Source organism: Sorangium aterium (assembly GCF_028368935.1).
GTDB classification, from domain to species: Bacteria; Myxococcota_A; Polyangia; order Polyangiales; family Polyangiaceae; genus Sorangium; species Sorangium atrum.
In genome coordinates this window covers 134,618-151,923 of record NZ_JAQNDK010000001.1, presented here as the reverse complement: position 1 = coordinate 151,923, position 17,306 = coordinate 134,618, and the positions used below count along the sequence as shown (strand labels likewise).

Sequence of the window (17,306 nt, the reverse complement as noted above, 5' to 3'; positions counted from 1 at the left end):
GACGCGCCCATCCCCGCGGGCACCCTGCCGGAGCGCTTCGCGGCCCAGGCCGCGCAGACGCCGGAGGGCGTGGCCCTGGTGTCGTCACGCCGCAGCCTGACGTACGCGGAGCTGTCGCGGCTGGCCAACCAGATCGGCCGCTGGCTGCGCGAGCGCGGCGCGCGCCCCGACGCGCTCGTGGCCGTGGTGATGGAGAAGGGGTGGGAGCAGGTCGCGGCCGTGCTGGGCGTCCACGCGGCAGGAGCGGCCTATCTGCCCGTCGACCCGAGCCTGCCGCGGGAGCGCCGTGACTTCCTCCTGGAGCACGGCCAGGTGGAGCTGGTCCTCACCCAGTCGTGGCTGGACGGGTCGCTCGCGTGGCCGGAGCGCGTCCGCAAGCTCGCCGTCGACCAGATCCCGCCCGACCTCGACGCCTCGCCGCTCGCGCCGGTCAACCGCCCGGAGGACCTCGCCTACGTGCTCTACACGTCGGGCTCCACGGGCGTGCCGAAGGGGGCGATGATCGAGCACCGGAGCGTGCTGAACCGCATGCTCGACGTCAACCGGCTCCTCGAGGTCGGCCCCGGTGATCGCATCATCGGCCTGACCGCGCTGCACCACGATCTCTCGGTCTACGACGTGTTCGGCGGCCTGCTCGCGGGCGCGACCCTGGTGCTGCCCGACGCCCCAAAGCTCCGGGATCCGGCGCACTGGGTCGAGCTCCTGGCGAGCGAGCGCATCACGTTCTGGAACTCGGTGCCGGCGTTCCTGGAGATGCTGGTCGAGCACCTCGAGCACACGCCGCCCGACGCGGCGAGGCTGCCCGGCGCGCTCCGGCAGGTGGTCCTGTCCGGCGACTGGATCCCCGTCACGCTACCGGACCGCCTGCGCGCGCTTTCGCCGGGCGTCCAGATCCTCGGCGCCGGCGGGCCGACCGAGACCACGGTCTGGGACATCTGCTACCCGATCGGGTCGGTCGAGCCGTCGTGGAAGAGCATCCCCTACGGCCGGCCGATGACGAACGCCCGGTACCACGTGCTCGACGACGCGTTCGCGCCGTGCCCCGAATGGGTGCCGGGACACCTCTACATCGCCGGAGCGGGCCTCGCTCGAGGCTACTTCCACGACGAAGAGCGGACCGCCGCGAGCTTCGTCCGGCACCCGGAGAGCGGCGAGCGCCTCTATCGCAGCGGCGATCTGGGGCGACGCCTCCCCGGCGGCCTCATCGAGATCCTCGGCCGCGCGGACTTCCAGGTGAAGATCCAGGGGCAGCGCATCGAGCTCGGCGAGATCGAGGCGGCCCTGATGCAGCACCCGGCGGTGCGCTCGGCCGTGGCGATGGCCGTGGGAGAGGAGCGCAACAAGAAGCGCCTCGTCGCCTACGTGGTGCTGGACGCGCCTCCGGGCGCAGGAGAGGGCACGTCAGCGGAGGGGCCCGCGAAGCCGGAGGGCGGGATCGACGATCCCTTGGCTCGCCTAGAGTTCAAGCTCAAGCAGCACGGCCTGCGCGCGGACGGCCCGGAGCGGCGCCGGATCTCGCTGCCTGTGCCACCTGTGGACGAGGCGACGCGGGCGCACTTCCTGGGGCGCCGGACCCACCGCCAGTTCTCCCGCAGGCCGATCCAGCTGGACCGGTTCGCTGCGCTCCTCTCCTGCCTCCGTCAGATCGACGTCGATGGGCACCCCAAGTACCGCTACCCGTCCGCGGGGAGCCTGTACCCCATCCAGACCTACGTCTACGTGAAGCCGGGTCGCGTCGAAGGGGTGGCCGGGGGGACCTACTACTATCACCCGCGCGAGCAGAGCCTGGTGACCCTCACGGAGGGCGCCGTCATCGATCGGCGGATTCACTACGCGCACAACCAGGCGCCGTTCGAAGAGGCGGCGTTCTCGCTGTTCCTCGTCGCGCAGCGGAACGCCATCCTGCCCCTGTACGGCGACGCATCGCACGACTTCTGCGAGCTCGAGGCGGGCTACATGGGCCAGCTCCTGATGACGGCCGCGCCTGGCCTGGGGATCGGCTTGATGCCCGTGGGCAAGCTGGACTTCGCGGCGGTCCGGGATCTCTTTACGCTCGACGAGGGCCACGAGTACGCGCACGCGCTGCTCGGCGGCGGCGCGATCGACGGCGCTGCGGGCGGCTGGTCGGACGACATGCAGGCCGCTCCGCGCTCGCCGGAGGACGCGCTGCGCGATCTCCTCAAGGCCAAGCTCCCGGCGCACATGGTCCCTGCCTCGATCGTGGTGCTCGACGCGATGCCGCTCACGGCGAACGGCAAGATCGATCGCAAGGCGCTCTCCGATCTGAAGGCCGATGAGCCGGAGCGGAGCGCCGCCGTGGTGCCGCCGCGCGACGAGACAGAGCGGGCGATCGCCTCGGTGATAGGGGAGATCCTTGGGCTCGATCACGTGAGCGTCGAGCAGAGCTTCTTCGAGCTCGGAGCCAACTCGATTCACGTGGTCCGCATCGGCGCCCGGCTGAGAGAGGCGCTTGGCGCTGAGCTCTCCACGATCGAGCTGTTCCAGTACCCGACCGTCCGCGCGCTCGCGGCGCGCCTCGCCGGGGAGGGGGACGAGGGCGCCTCCCTCAAGCGGGGCCGAGACAGGGCAGCGGCGCGGCGCGCGGCCCGCGCCGGGCGCGGAGGCATGGGCGGGGGCGGAGATGAGTGATCCGGTGTCCGCGGAGGGGAGCGAGATCGCGATCATCGGCATCGGGTGCCGCTTCCCGGGGGCGCGAGGTCCGGAGGAGTACTGGCGCAACCTGCGCGATGGAGTCGAGTCCATCTCGTTCTTCTCGGAGGCGGAGCTCGCGTCGTCGGGCGTCCACCCCGCCGCGGCGCGGGATCCGAGCTACGTGCCGGCCGCGGGCGTGCTCGACCGGATCGAGCAGTTCGACGCGTCGTTCTTCGGCTTCACGCGGCGCGAGGCGGAGCTCACCGATCCCCAGCACCGCCTGTTCCTCGAATGCGCGTGGGAAGCGCTGGAGAGCGCGTGCTGCGTCCCCGACAGCTTCGATGGGTCGATCGGGGTGTTCGCGGGCTCGAGCTTCAGCAGCTACCTGGTGTCGAACATTCAGCCCGATCTGAGCTATGTGCGCCTGCTGCAGTGGACGCAGGCGCTCGTCGCCAACGACAAGGACTACCTGTCGACGCACGTCTCGTACAAGCTGAACTTGAGGGGCCCGAGCGTCGGCGTGCAGACCGCCTGCTCCACCTCGCTCGTCGCCGTGCACCTCGCCTGTCAGAGCCTCTTGAACCGCGAGTGCGACGTCGCGCTCGCCGGCGGCGTGACCGTCCGCGTCCCGCACCTCGCGGGTTACGTCTATGAACCGGACGGGATCGGGTCGAGCGACGGTCGCTGCCGGCCCTTCGACGCGTCGGCGCGCGGCACGGTCTTCGGGAGCGGCGTTGGCGTGGTGGCGCTCAAGCGGCTCTCGGATGCGCTGGCCGACGGCGACTGCATCCGCGCGGTGATCCGGGGCTCGGCCATCAACAACGACGGTTCGGTGAAGGTCGGGTTCACCGCGCCGAGCGTCGAGGGGCAGACACAGGTGATCGCGGAGGCGCAGGCGATCGCCGGCGTCGCGCCGGAGACGATCGATTACATCGAGGCTCACGGTACGGGTACGCCGCTCGGCGATCCCATCGAGATAGCCGCTCTCGCAAAGGTGTTCGGCGAGGCCCGTGGCGCGAAGCGAGGGTGCCTGATCGGCTCGGTGAAGGGGAATTTCGGCCACCTCGAGGTGGCCGCGGGCGTGGCCGGCCTGATCAAGACCGTGCTCGCGCTCGAGCATCGCGCCTTGCCGCCCAGCCTCCATTTCGTCGAGCCGAACCCGCGCTGCGAGCTCTCGAAGGGGCCGTTCAACATCAACACGAAGCTCACGGAGTGGAAGCGGACGCGGACGCCGCGCCGAGCAGGCGTGAGCTCGTTCGGCATGGGGGGCACGAACGCGCACGTCGTGCTGGAGGAAGCGCCTGCGCGGCCGGAGGTGAGGGCAGCGGCGGAGCGGCCGGCGCAGCTGTTGTGCCTCTCGGCGAAGCGGGAGGAGGCGTTGCGCGCGCTGGCGGGGCAGTACGCGGAGCACCTGGCGTCGCACCCGGAGGAGCGGGTCTCGGACGTGTGCTTCACGGCGCGCGCGGGGAGAGCGCACTTCGCGCACCGGCTTTCGGTGATCGGGGCGTCGCGCGAAGAGATGCAGGAGCGGCTCAGTGCGTTGGCGCGAGGCGAGCCAGCGGAGCAGACGGAGCAGGGGCGGGTAGAGCGCCCTGACGGCCCGCGGGTGGCGTTCCTGTTCACGGGGCAGGGCTCGCAATACGTGGGAATGGGGCGGGAGCTGTTCGCGACCGAGCCTGTATTCCGGCGGGCGCTCGAGGAGTGCGACGCGCTGTTGCGGCGGCACCTGGAGAGGCCGCTGATCGAGGTGCTGTATCCGTCGGAGGGGCAGGCGAGCCCGCTGGACGAGACGGAGTACACGCAGCCCGCGCTGTTCGCGGTGGAATATGCGCTGAGCGCGCAGTGGAAGGCGTGGGGGATAGAGCCGATTGCGGTGCTTGGGCACAGCGTGGGCGAGTACGTGGCGGCGTGCGTTGCGGGGGTATTCGGACTGGAGCAGGGGCTCGAACTCATCGCGACGCGAGGGCGTCTGATGCAGGGGCTGCCGAAGCAGGGAGCGATGGCGGCGCTGTTCGCGGACGAGGCGACGGTGGCAGAGGCGGTGAGGCCGTACGCGGCGGAGGTGTCGGTCGCGGCGGTGAACGGGCCGTTGGAGACGGTGGTGTCCGGGGCGCGCGGGGCGGTGACGGCGGTGGTGGAGGCGTTAGAGGCGCGCGGGGTCAAGAGTCGTTGGCTGAACGTGTCGCACGCATTCCACTCGCCGCTGATGGGGCCAATGGTGGAGGCGTTCGAGCGGGCGGCGTCGAAGGTGAAGCTTGGGTTGCCGCAGCGGAAGCTGATCGCGAACGTGACGGGGAGAGCGGCACGGGAGGAGCTGGCGCAGGCGTCGTACTGGTCGAGGCATGTGCGGGCGCCGGTGCGGTTCATGGAGGGGGTACGTGCGCTGCAGGAGGCGGGGGCGGAAGCGTTCGTGGAGGTGGGGCCGGCCCCCGTGCTCTCGGCGATGGGGCGGCGATGCGTGCCAGAGGGGGCAGGGGTGTGGCTGCCGTCGTTGCGGCCGAAGCGCTCGGATTGCGCGCAGATGCTGGAGAGCCTTGGGGCGCTTTACGTGCGAGGCGCGAAGGTGGACTTCGCGGGCCTCGACCGCGACCGGGCCCGGCGCAAGCTGGTGCTGCCCACGTACCCCTTCCAGCGCGAGCGCTGCTGGATCGATCCACCTCCGCGATCGCAGCCTGCGCGGCCCGTGCAGAGCGAAGATCCGGCGGGTGGGCACCCGCTCCTCGGGCAGCGGCTCCGGTCTCCGGCGATCCGCGGCGTCGTCTTCGAGGCCCGGCTGAGCTCCCGAGCGCTGCCGTTTCTGAACGATCATCAGGTCTTCGACGTCGTGGTCTTTCCGGCCACCGCCTACCTCGAGCTGGCCTTCGCCGCAGGCGCCGCCGTGCTCGGACCCGCGGCGCGGGTCCTCGAGCAGGTCGTCATTCACGAGGCGTTGCCGCTCCCTGCCGGCGAGGAGCGGGCCCTGCAGATCGTCCTCGTGCCCGGCGGCGCCGGCGAGGCGTCGTTCGAGATCTTCAGCGCGCGCGCCGAGCCGTTCGGCGGCGAGGTCGACTGGCGGCTCCACGCGTCGGGCGCGATCCGGAGCGAAGATCCGCGCGACGTCCGCGCGGCCCCGCCTCTCGACGCGATTCGAGCGCGTCATGCAGGCGAGATGACGGGAGAGAGCTACTACCGGCAGGCGAGCGCCCTCGGCGTCCACTACGGCGACGCCTTCCGCGGGCTCTCTGCGCTGTGGCGGCAGGACGGAGAGGTCGTGGCGGAGATCTGCGCTCCCGCCGCGCTCGCCGAGGACGAGGGCCGCTACTGCTTCCACCCGGCGCTCCTCGACGCCTGCCTGCACATCGTGGGCGGCGCGCTGCTCGGCGCGGACGGGTCGATGAGGACGAGCTCGCCCTACCTCCCGGTCGCCTTCGACCGCGTCCGGCTTCACGGCCGGCCCGGCAACCGGCTGTGGAGCCACGTGACCTTGCGGCCGAGCGCCGGGGAGCATGGCGCGGCGCTCCATGGCGAGATGCGCGTGCTCACCCCGGAAGGGGGGCTCCTGCTCGAGGCCGAAGGGCTGTCCCTGCACAAGGCCTCGCCGGAGGCGCTGCGGATCGCGACGGGGACGCGGCTCGAGAGCTGGCTTTACAAAGTCGAGTGGCAGCCGCGCCGCCGTGCCGTCTCGGAGTGGGCGCCGGACGCTGCAGCCGGCGGGCGGTGGTGGATCTTCGCGGATGGCCGTGGCGTCGGCGCCGCGCTCGCGGAGGCGCTCCGGCGCCGCGGAGAGCGATGCCTGGTCGTCCCGAGCCCGGCGGAGCCGCCGCGCGCCGGTGAGGTCGCGCGGTTCGAGGAGGTGGTCCGCGCGCTGGAGCAGGATACGGCCGACCGTCCGCTCCGCGGCGTGGTGCACCTCTGGGGCCTCGACGCGCCTTCCGCTGGCGAGCTCACCGCCACGTCGCTCGCCGCCGCCGAGGAGCGGTGCTGCGGCAGCATCCTTCGCGTAACGCAGACGCTCGGGCGCGCGAACCTGTCCACGCGCGTCTGGCTCGTCACGCGGGGGACGCAGCCGGTCGAGCCCGGCGCGCAGATCGAGCTCGCCGCCACGCCGACCTGGGGCCTCGGCCGCACCATCGCGCTCGAGCATCCCGAGGTGTGGGGGGGGATGATCGATCTCGATCCCGCGTACGACGCGGAGCGCGCGGCGGCGATGCTGCTCGGCGAGATGGATCGGCCGGACGGGGAAGATCACGTCGCGCTCCGCGACGGGCAGCGGTACGTGCAGCGCGTCGTGGCCGGCGGCGCGCTGGATCTCTCGGCGCAGGTCGCGCCCCTCCGCCCGGATCGCACCTACCTCGTCACGGGCGGGATGGGCGGCCTCGGGCGGCGCGTGGCGCGCCGCCTGGTCGAGCGTGGGGCGCGGCACCTCGCGCTCATGGGGAGGCGCGAGCCCACGGCCGAGGCGGCGGAAGAGCTGCGCCGGATCCGGGAGAGCGGCGCCGAGATCGCGATCTTCATCGCGGATGTCTCCATCGAGGAGGACGCGGCTCGCGTGCTGAACGCGATCGCGCGCGAGATGCCGCCGCTCGCAGGCGTCGTCCATGCGGCGGGGCTCCCCGGCGATTCGGTGCTCCTCCGGCACACCTGGGAGCAGTTCGCGGCGGTCCTCGCGGCGAAGGTGCAGGGCTCGTGGAACCTCCATGTCCTGACGCGCGACCTGCCCCTGGACTTCTGCGTCTATTTCTCGTCCCTGGCGGCGATCGCCGGCGCGCCCAGCCAGAGCAGCTACGCGGCCGCCAACGCCTTCCTGGACGCGCTCGCGCACCATCGCCGCGCGCTCGGGCTGCCCGCCCTCAGCGTCGACTGGGGCCCCTTCTCCGAGGTCGGCATGCTGGCGACGCGCGGAGCGAGCGTCCTGTCCGACGCGGACCTCGTCCGCATCCCTCCCGATCTCGGCGCCAGGATCCTCGACCAGCTCATCGAGCGGGGCGGCGTCCAGACGAGCGTCGTCTCGGGCGATCTGGTCAGCCACATCCATGGCCTCGCGGCGGGGCGCCCCGTCCCGATCTTCTCGTCGCTCCCGCAGGTCGCCCGCGAGAGGCGCGCGGCCGGGGAGGCGTCGGCCGGCGCGTCGCTCACGCTGCAAGCGCAGATCGAGCGGGCGCCGTCGAGCGAGCGGCGCGACCTCGTGTTCCGCCATGTCCACGAACTGGCGGCGCGGGTCCTCGGGGTTCGCCCCGTGGAGCTCGTGGATCCGCTCCGGGGCTTCTTCGAGATGGGGATGGACTCGCTCTCGTCGATCCTCCTGAAAAACCAGCTGCAGGCCGGTCTCGGACGGCCGCTCCCATCGACGGTGACCCTCGACTACCCGAGCGTGAACGCGCTCTCGCGGTTCGTATGCGATGACGTCCTCTGCCTCGAGCGCGGTGAGCCTGCGCCGTCCGCCGCGTCCGCCGTGTCGGAGGACGAGAAGCTCCTGGCCGAAATCAAGCAGCTCTCGCGGTCCGAGCTGGAAGCGCAGCTCGCGGAGCTGACCTCGTTCGACGAGGAGAACGTCCTGGGATGAGCGCCACCTCCGACGCCGGGTCCGACGAGCTGTCGCCGCTCCAGAGCGCGCTGTTCGCGCTGAAGAAGATGCGTGCTCGCCTCGACGCGATCGAGCGGGCGCGCCGCGAGCCGATAGCCATCGTCGGGGCGGCTTGCCGCTTCCCCGGCGCATCCGATCCGGAGGCTTTCTGGAGCGTCCTTCGCGAGGGGCGCGATGCGGTCCGGGACGTGCCGAAGGACCGATGGGACATCGACGCGTACTACCATCCGACGCCGGGCGCGCCGGGGAAGATGTACACGCGCCGCGGCGCCTTCCTCGACGAGGTGGATCGGTTCGACGCGGGCTTCTTCGGGATCTCGCCGCGCGAGGCCGAAGGCCTCGATCCGCAGCAGCGCTTGCTCCTCGAGGTGAGCTGGGAAGCGCTCGAACGGGCCGCGATCGCCGCTCCCGATCTGGCAGGTACGGCGACCGGCGTGTTCGTCGGGATCATGAACGGGGACTACGGGCTGCTCGTCGCCGACCACGTCAGCGAGGAGCGTCTCGATGGCTATGTGGGCACGGGCAACGGCTTCAGCTTCCAGGCGGGCCGGATATCCTACGCGCTCGGCGTGCATGGCCCCTGCATGGCGCTGGACACGGCGTGCTCGTCGTCGCTGGTCGCGATCCATCTGGCCTGCCAGAGCCTGCGAGACGGCGAGTGTCGCGTGGCCCTCGCCGGCGGCGTGAACCTGATCCTGTCGCCGCGCCCCAACATCGTGCTCTCCCACCTGCGGGCGCTCGCGCCGGACGGGCGGAGCAAGGCGTTCGACGCGTCTGCGGACGGCTACGGCCGAGGCGAGGGGTGCGGGGTGGTGGTGCTCAAGCGCCTGTCGGACGCGCTGGCGGACGGCGACCCGATCGTGGCGCTGATCCGAGGCTCGGCGGTCAACCACGACGGGCCGAGCGGGGGGCTGACGGTGCCCAATGGGGTGGCGCAGCGGGCGCTGATCCGGCGGGCGCTGGGGGCCTCGGGGGTGGAAGCGTCGCAGGTGAGCTACGTCGAGGCGCATGGCACGGGCACGTCGCTCGGGGACCCGATCGAGCTGAACGCGCTGGGTGAGGTGTTCGGGCCGGGTCGCTCGCCGGAGCGGCCGCTGTGGGTGGGAGCGGTCAAGGCGAACATCGGGCACCTGGAGGCGGCGGCGGGGGTGGCGGGGGTGCTGAAGGTGGCGCTGGCGATGCAGCACGGAGAGCTGCCCGCGCAGCCGCACCTGCGGCAGCCGAGCCCGCACGTGGCGTGGTCGGAGCTGCCGGTGCGGGTGCCGATGGAGCGGACGCGGTGGCCTTCGGCGAAAGGCGAGCGGCGCGTAGCAGGGGTGAGCTCGTTCGGAATGAGCGGGATCAACGCGCACGTGGTGCTGGAAGAGGCGCCGGAGCGGCCGGAGGTGCCGGAGGCGGGAGCGGAGCGTCCGGCGCAGCTGTTGTGCATCTCGGCGAAGCGGGAGGAGGCGTTGCGTGCACTGGCGGGGCGGTACGCGGAGCACCTCGGGTCGCACCCGGAGGAGAAGCTCGGGGACGTGGGCTTCACGGCGCACACGGGCAGAGCGCACTTCGCGCACCGGCTGTCGGTGGTGGCGTCGTCCCGGGCCCAGATGCAGGAGCGGCTCAGTGTGTATGCGCGTGGCGAGCCAGCGGAGCAGACGGAGCAGGGGCGGGTAGAGCGTCCTGACGGCCCGCGGGTGGCGTTCCTGTTCACCGGACAGGGCTCGCAGTACGTGGGGATGGGGCGAGAGCTGTTCGCGACAGAGCCTGTGTTCCGGCGGGCGCTCGAGGAGTGCGACGCGCTGTTGCGGGGGCACCTGGAGAGGCCGCTGCTCGAGGTGCTGTATCCGTCGGAGGGGCAGTCGAGCCCGCTGGACGAGACGGAGTACACGCAGCCCGCGCTGTTCGCGGTGGAGTATGCGCTGAGCGCGCAGTGGAAGGCGTGGGGGATAGAGCCGATTGCGGTGCTTGGGCACAGCGTGGGCGAGTACGTGGCGGCGTGCGTTGCGGGGGTGATGGGGCTGGAGCAGGGGCTCGAGCTCATCGCGACGCGAGGGCGCCTGATGCAGGCGTTGCCGAAGCAGGGAGCGATGGCGGCGCTGTTCGCGGACGAGGCGACGGTGGCAGAGGCGGTGAGGCCGTACGCGGCGGAGGTGTCGGTCGCGGCGGTGAACGGGCCGTCGGAGACGGTGGTGTCCGGGGCGCGCGGGGCGGTGACGGCGGTGGTGGAGGCGTTAGAGGCGCGCGGGGTCAAGAGTCGTTGGCTGAACGTATCGCACGCGTTCCACTCGCCGCTGATGGGGCCGATGGTGGAGGCGTTCGAGCGGGCGGTGTCGAAGGTGAAGATGACGGCGCCGCAGCGGAAGCTGATCGCGAACGTGACGGGGAGAGCGGCACGGGAGGAGCTGGCGCAGGCGTCGTACTGGTCGAGGCACGTGCGGGCGCCGGTGCGGTTCATGGAGGGGATACGTGCGCTGCTGGAGGCGGGGGTAGAGGTGTTCGTGGAGGTGGGGCCGAGCCCTGTGCTCTCGGCGATGGGGCGGCGGTGCGTGCCAGAGGGGGCAGGGGTGTGGCTGCCGTCGTTGCGGCCGAAGCGCTCGGATTGCGCGCAGATGCTGGAGAGCCTTGGGGCGCTGTACGTGCGCGGCGCGAAGGTGGACTTCGCGGGGCTCGACAGCGACCGGGCCCGGCGCAAGCTCGTGCTGCCCACCTACCCCTTCCAGCGCGAGCGCTACTGGGTTGAGATCGAGAGACACCGGACCGCCCGCGCGCCGGCGAACGACGCTTCTCGGCAGGACGGCGCAGGTTGCTACGAAGTCGACTGGCAGCCTCGACCCCACACGCCCGGAGCTCCGGTGCCGGCGGGGAGCTTTCTGCTGCTCGCCGATCGGAGCGGGGTGGGCGAGGCGCTGGCCCGGAAGCTCGCCGAGCGCGGGCATCGCTGCGTGCTCGCCTTTGCCGGTGAGCGCCTGGAGCTCGGCGCTCATCGGGTGTTTCGCGTTGATCCCGCGAGGCCGGAGGACCTGAAGCGCCTGCTCGTGGAGGCTCTCCCCGAGAGCACCTCCGCGTGGCAGGGCATCGTGCACCTGTGGAGCATCGACGCGGTCGCGGCGGAGGGCGCCTCGCTCCTGGACGACGCGAACCTCTCGCTCGGCGCCGGCAGCGTGCTGGGCGTGATCCAGGCCCTCGCGGGCTCCACGGAGGGAGGTCGGCTGTGGGTGGTCACCCGCGACGGCCGGCCCGCCGCGGGCCGCGCCGGGCAAGGAGCGCTCTCGTGGGGCCTCGGTCGCGTGATCGCCCTCGAGCACCCCGAGCTGTGGGGCGGGCTGATCGACCTCGACGCCGCGCCGGCCGAGGTGCAGGCCGAGCGGCTGGGCGAGACGCTCCTCGGACCCGACGGGGAAGATCAGATCGCGTGGCAGGACGGCGCGCGGCTCGTGGCCCGCCTCTCGCGGCTCCGCGCTCCTGCGATGCCGCCGGGCCCGGCGGCGCTGCGGCAGGATGCTTCCTACCTGATCACCGGCGGGCTCGGGGGGCTCGGGCTGCAAGTCGCGCGCTGGATGACCGAGCGCGGCGCGAGGCATCTGGTCCTGGTCGGGCGGCGCCCTCCGCCGGAGGGAGCCCGGAGGGCGCTTCAGGAGCTCGAGGCGAAGGGCGCGAGGGTGCTCGTTGCGCAGGCCGATGTCGGGCGCCCGGAAGATGTGGCGCGGGTCCTCTCCGAGATGGCCGCCGGGATGCCTCCCCTCGCGGGCGTCGTGCACGCCGCCGGCGTCCTCGACGATGGGGTGCTCCAGCAGCTCGACGGAGAGCGGTTTCGTCGCGTGCTCGCCCCGAAGGTCGCCGGCGCGTGGAACCTCCACAGGGCGACCCGGGATCGAGCCCTCGACTTTTTCGTTCTCTTCTCGTCGACCGCCGGGGTGCTGGGATCGCTCGGACAGGGGAGCTACGCCGCGGCCAACGCGTTCCTGGATGCGCTCGCGGTTCACCGGCGCGCCCAGGGGCTCTCGGCGCTGAGCATCGCGTGGGGGCCGTGGGAGGGCGCCGGGATGGCGGGGACGACCGGCAAGCGGGAGCGCGAGCGCTGGCACGAGTGGGGCATCGACATGATCCCTGGCGCGGACGGGCTCGCGCTCCTCGAGCGCCTCCTGGCAGAGGACAGGTCGCACGTGGTGGCCGTGAACGCCGACTGGGGGCGCTTCGTGCGGAGCGCGCGCGGTGGCGCGTCGCTCCGGCTGCTGTCCGATCTGGTGGAGAGGCCGGGCGAAGGGCCGCCGGCCGAGGCGCCGCCCGATCTGATGCGGCGGATCGCCGAGGCCGAACCGGCAGATCGGCGGGAGATCCTGCTCGCCCACGTGCGCCAGGAGGTCGCTCGCGTGCTCGGCTTCGGCGACGATCGCGGGCTCGACGCCAGGGGCCGGTTTGCCGACATGGGGATGGACTCGCTGATGGCCGTCGATCTGAAGAACCGCCTCCAGCGCAGCGTGGCGCGCGCGCTGCCGGCGACTTTGGCGCTGAATCACCCCTCGATCGAAGCGCTCACGAGCTACCTCGAAGCAGAGGTGCTCGCGCCGGAGCCGGCGGAGCGGGCGACCGAGGCGGAGGCGCTCGGGGGGCTCACCGAGGCGGAGGCGCTCGGGGGGCTCCTGGACAGCGTGGAGCGACTCTCGAACGACGACGTCGAGCGGATGCTGGCCCGGATCGCGTCCGGAGGGCCTTCGTGAGCAGCCTTCTGGACCGCATCAGCCGCCTCGATCCCCGGCAGCTCGTGCTGTACGCGTACGAGCTCAACGCGCGCGTCGAGCGCCTCGCGCGCGCCGAGCGCGAGCCCATCGCGATCCTCGGAATGGGCTGCCGGGTGCCCGGTGGGGCCGACAGCCCCGAGGCGTTCTGGAGACTCCTCCGGGAGGGCGTCGACGCCATCGCCGAGATCCCCCGCGACCGCTGGGACATCGACGCGTACTACGACCCGGATCCCGATGCCCCGGGGAAGATGTCTACCCGCTGGGGAGGCTTCCTGAACGGCGTGGATCGCTTCGATGCCAGCTTCTTCGGCATCTCGCCGCGGGAGGCCGCCGGGATGGACCCGCAGCAGCGCCTCGTGCTGGAGGTCGCGTGGGAGGCGCTCGAGCGGGCCAACATCTCCGCGGATGGGCTCCTTGGCAGCCGGACCGGGGTGTTCATCGGCATCGGCACCAACGACTATCTGCGCCGAGCGCAGCGGCTCATGCCGACGCCTGCGAGCATCGACGCTTACCTCGGCACCGGCAACGCGCTGAGCGCGGCGTCGGGGCGCCTCTCCTATGTTCTCGGCCTGCAGGGGCCGAGCATGTCCATCGACACCGCGTGCTCGTCGTCGCTGGTGGCGATCCATCTCGCATGCCAGAGCCTGCGTGCAGGCGATTGCACGCTGGCGCTCGCCGGGGGGGTCAACCTGATCCTCGAGCCGGACGCCAACATCGCCTTCTCCCGCGCGCGGATGCTCTCGCCCGACGGACGGTGCAAGACCTTCGCAGCCTCCGCTGACGGCTACGTGCGCAGCGAGGGCTGCGGGGTCCTTGTACTGAAGCGGCTCTCCGACGCGCGCCGCGACGGCGACAACGTCCTCGCGATCCTCCGCGGCTCGGCGGTGAACCAGGACGGCGCGAGCAGCGGGCTGACGGTGCCGAGCGGACCTGCGCAGGAGGCTGTCGTCCGGGCAGCCCTCGAGCGCGCCGGCATCGAGCCGTCGGTGGTCAGCTACGTCGAGGCGCACGGGACCGGCACGTCGCTCGGCGATCCCATCGAAGTGGAGGCGCTGGGCGCGGTGCTGGGCGCAGGCAGGCCTCCGGATCGGCCGCTGCTGATCGGCTCGGTGAAGACCAACATCGGCCACCTCGAGCCGGCGGCGGGCGTGGCCGGCGTGCTGAAGGTCGTGCTCTCGCTCTTGCACCGGGAGCTCCCGCCGCACCTGCACTTCGTCGCGCCGAACCCCCTCATCGACTGGAGCAAGGCGCGCATCTCGGTGCCGGCGACGGGCGCTCCCTGGCTGCCGGTCGAAGGGCGGCGCGTGGCGGGCGTGAGTTCGTTCGGCTTCGTCGGCACGAACGCGCACGTGGTGCTGGAAGAGGCGCCGGAGGAGCCGGAGGTGAAGGAGGCCGGAGCGGAGCGTCCGGCGCAGCTGCTGTGCATCTCGGCGAAGCGGGAGGAGGCGTTGCGTGCGCTGGCGGGGCGGTACGCAGAGCACCTCGGGTCGCACCCGGAGGAGAAGCTCGGGGACGTGGGCTTCACGGCGCACACGGGCAGGGCGCACTTCGCGCACCGGCTGTCGGTGGTGGCGTCGTCCCGGGCCCAGATGCAGGAGCGGCTCAGTGCGTTGGCGCGAGGCGAGCCAGCGGAGCAGACGGAGCAGGGGCGGGTAGAGCGTCCTGACGGCCCGCGGGTGGCGTTCCTGTTCACGGGTCAGGGCTCGCAATACGTGGGAATGGGGCGTGAGCTGTTCGCGACAGAGCCCGTGTTCCGGCGTGCGATCGAGGAGTGCGACGCGCTGTTGCGTGGGCAGCTGGAGAGGCCGCTGATCGAGGTGCTGTATCCGTCGGAGAGGCAGGCGAGCCCGCTGGACGAGACGGAGTACACGCAGCCCGCGCTGTTCGCGGTGGAGTATGCGCTGAGCGCGCAGTGGAAGGCGTGGGGGATAGAGCCGATTGCGGTGCTTGGGCACAGCGTGGGCGAGTACGTGGCGGCGTGTGTTGCGGGGGTGATGGGGCTGGAGCAGGGGCTCGAGCTCATCGCGACGCGAGGGCGTCTGATGCAGGGGCTGCCGAAGCAGGGAGCGATGGCGGCGCTGTTCGCGGACGAGGCGACGGTGGCGGAGGCGGTGAGGCCGTACGCGGCGGAGGTGTCGGTCGCAGCGGTGAACGGGCCGTCGGAGACGGTGGTGTCCGGGTCGCGCAGGGCGGTGTCGGCGGTGGTGGAGGCGTTAGAGGCGCGCGGGGTCAAGAGTCGTTGGCTGAACGTATCGCACGCATTCCACTCGCCGCTGATGGAGCCGATGGTGGAGGCGTTCGAGCGGGCGGCGTCGAAGGTGAAGATGACGGCGCCGCAGCGGAAGCTGATCGCGAACGTGACGGGGAGAGCGGCACGGGAGGAGCTGGCGCAGGCGTCGTACTGGTCGAGGCATGTGCGGGCGCCGGTGCGGTTCATGGAGGGGATACGGGCGCTGCAGGAGGCTGGAGCGGAAGCGTTCGTGGAGGTGGGGCCGGCCCCCGTGCTCTCGGCGATGGGACGGCGATGCGTGCCAGAGGGGGTAGGGGTTTGGCTGCCGTCGTTGCGGCCGAAGCGCTCGGATTGCGCGCAGATGCTGGAGAGCCTTGGGGCGCTGTACGTGCGAGGCGCGAAGGTGGACTTCGCGGGGCTCGATCGCGACCGGGCCCGGCGCAAGCTGGTGCTGCCCACGTACCCCTTCCAGCGCGAGCGCTGCTGGATCGAGCCGCCGCGGTCGCATCCCGCGCAGGGCGAAGGTCCGGGGGGCGGGCACCCGCTCCTCGGGCGGCGGCTCTACTCGCCGGCGCTGCGGGAGATCGTCTTCGAGGCCCGGTTCGATCCCCGGTCGACTTCGCTGCTGAACGATCACTGGGTGCAGGGCATGGCGATCGTCTCGGGCACCACGGAGGTCGCGATGGTGCTGGACGCCGCGATCCGGAGCCTCGGCCCCGGGCCGTACGCGCTGGAGGACGTCTTCTTTGCCCAGCCGATCGTCCTGGCCCCGGAGCGACCGCGCAACGTTCAGCTCGTCCTCTCCGCGGACGAATCCGGAGAGCGCACTTTCCGGATCTTCAGCCACGATGCGGGCGAGGAAGAGCCGGCGTGGACCCTGCATGTGACCGGCAAGCTCCGCGCAGCGGCCGATACGACCGCCGTCGCGCCGCCGTCGCGAGACGACGTGCGGACGCGCTGCCGAGAGTCGATGTCTGGAGAGGCGTTCTACGGTGATCTGATCGGGCGCTTCGGCTTCGAGTTCGGGCCCTCCTTCCGCTGGATCGAGGAGATCTGGCGGCGTGACGGAGAGGCGCTGTGCCGGATGCGGCTCCCGGAGGAAGGCGACGGTGTGGACGCCTATGGTTTCCACCCCGGGCTGCTCGACGCCTGCTTTCAGCTCGCGATGGCCGCGGTCTCCCGCGTCAAAGTGGGCGTCCCCCTCGGGATCGAGCGCTTCATCTTCCATGGCCCGCCCCGCGATCGCCTGTGGAGCCACGTCACGCTGCGCGGCCCCGATGACGCCCAGGCCGAGGTCGTGAGCGGCGATCTCTGCATCGTCGACGACGCGGGGCGGGTCGTCGCGGAGATGATCGGCTTCCGCGGCCGACCGGCGACGCGCGACACGCTGCTCCGCTCCGGAGGAGAAGCCGAGCGCGCCCGCGAGTGGCGGTACGATCTCGCGTGGCGGCCGAAGGCGCGCGGGGGCCAGGCGCCGGGCCGCGCTGGCTCGGGGCCGGGCCGCTGGCTGATCTTCGGCGACGGCCAGGGCGTGGGCGCCGCCCTCGCGCGGCGCCTGACGGAGCGCGGTGACGATGCGGTCGTGGCGCGGGCAGACGCCCGCGAAGCCCTCTCGGACGCGATCCGCGCGCAGGCGTGGCTGGGGGAGCTGGCCTCTTCGCCCGGCCTCGCATGGCGCGGCGTGGTGCACCTCTCGGGCCTCGACGGCGCGACACCGGAGGCGGCCGGCGCCACGTCCGCGAGCCTGCTCCACCTCACGCAGGCGCTGTCCCGCCGTGGGGACATGGGACGCCTGTGGGTGGTGACCCGGCGCTGCCAGCCCGTGGCCTGCGCACCGGACGAGGCGGCGCTCGGCGTCGCCCCGCTCTGGGGGCTCGGCCGGGTCATCGCCCTCGAGCATCCGGAGCGCTGGGGCGGCCTCGTCGACCTGGGGCCGGAGATCGCGCCCGAGCAGGAGGCCACGCTGCTCTGCGAGGAGATCGAGGAGCCCGACGGCGAAGATCAGATCGCGCTGCGGGGCGGAGAGCGGTTCGTGGCGCGCCTCGCGCGCGGCGCGGCCGGTGAGGGGCGGCAGGGACAGCGCTCGACGGCGGCGCGGCCTACCTGATCACCGGCGGCCTCGGCGCGCTCGGCCTGC

4 protein-coding genes (1 of these 4 cut by a window edge) are annotated in these 17,306 nt (G+C 72.2%); all 4 read left to right on the top strand.

The window, feature by feature from the left end; all coding sequences use genetic code 11:
- Tightly spaced (each overlapping or abutting the next), the 4 genes in view from POL72_RS00400 to POL72_RS00385 form a layout consistent with a single transcriptional unit that may run on beyond the window.
- Positions 1-2,649 carry the 3' portion of a non-ribosomal peptide synthetase gene (locus POL72_RS00400; protein ID WP_272092888.1) on the top strand. It extends 1,614 nt beyond the left edge of the window, so only the last 2,649 of its 4,263 coding nucleotides appear in the window; its start codon lies off the left edge, out of view; it ends in the stop codon at positions 2,647-2,649.
- On the top strand, positions 2,642-8,194 hold the full coding sequence (locus POL72_RS00395; RefSeq protein WP_272092887.1) for a type I polyketide synthase: 5,553 nt from the start codon (positions 2,642-2,644) through the stop codon (positions 8,192-8,194). The genes POL72_RS00400 and POL72_RS00395 overlap by 8 nt, the downstream gene beginning before the upstream one ends.
- A complete protein-coding gene (locus tag POL72_RS00390) occupies positions 8,191-12,918 on the top strand; it encodes a type I polyketide synthase (RefSeq protein ID WP_272092886.1) in 4,728 nt (1,575 codons plus the stop codon). Before POL72_RS00395 ends, POL72_RS00390 begins: the two co-directional genes overlap by 4 nt.
- Positions 12,915-17,276, top strand: coding sequence for a type I polyketide synthase (locus POL72_RS00385; RefSeq protein WP_272092885.1), 4,362 nt, complete (start codon positions 12,915-12,917; stop codon positions 17,274-17,276). Before POL72_RS00390 ends, POL72_RS00385 begins: the two co-directional genes overlap by 4 nt.
- The last annotated feature ends 30 nt before the right edge of the window (positions 17,277-17,306 follow it).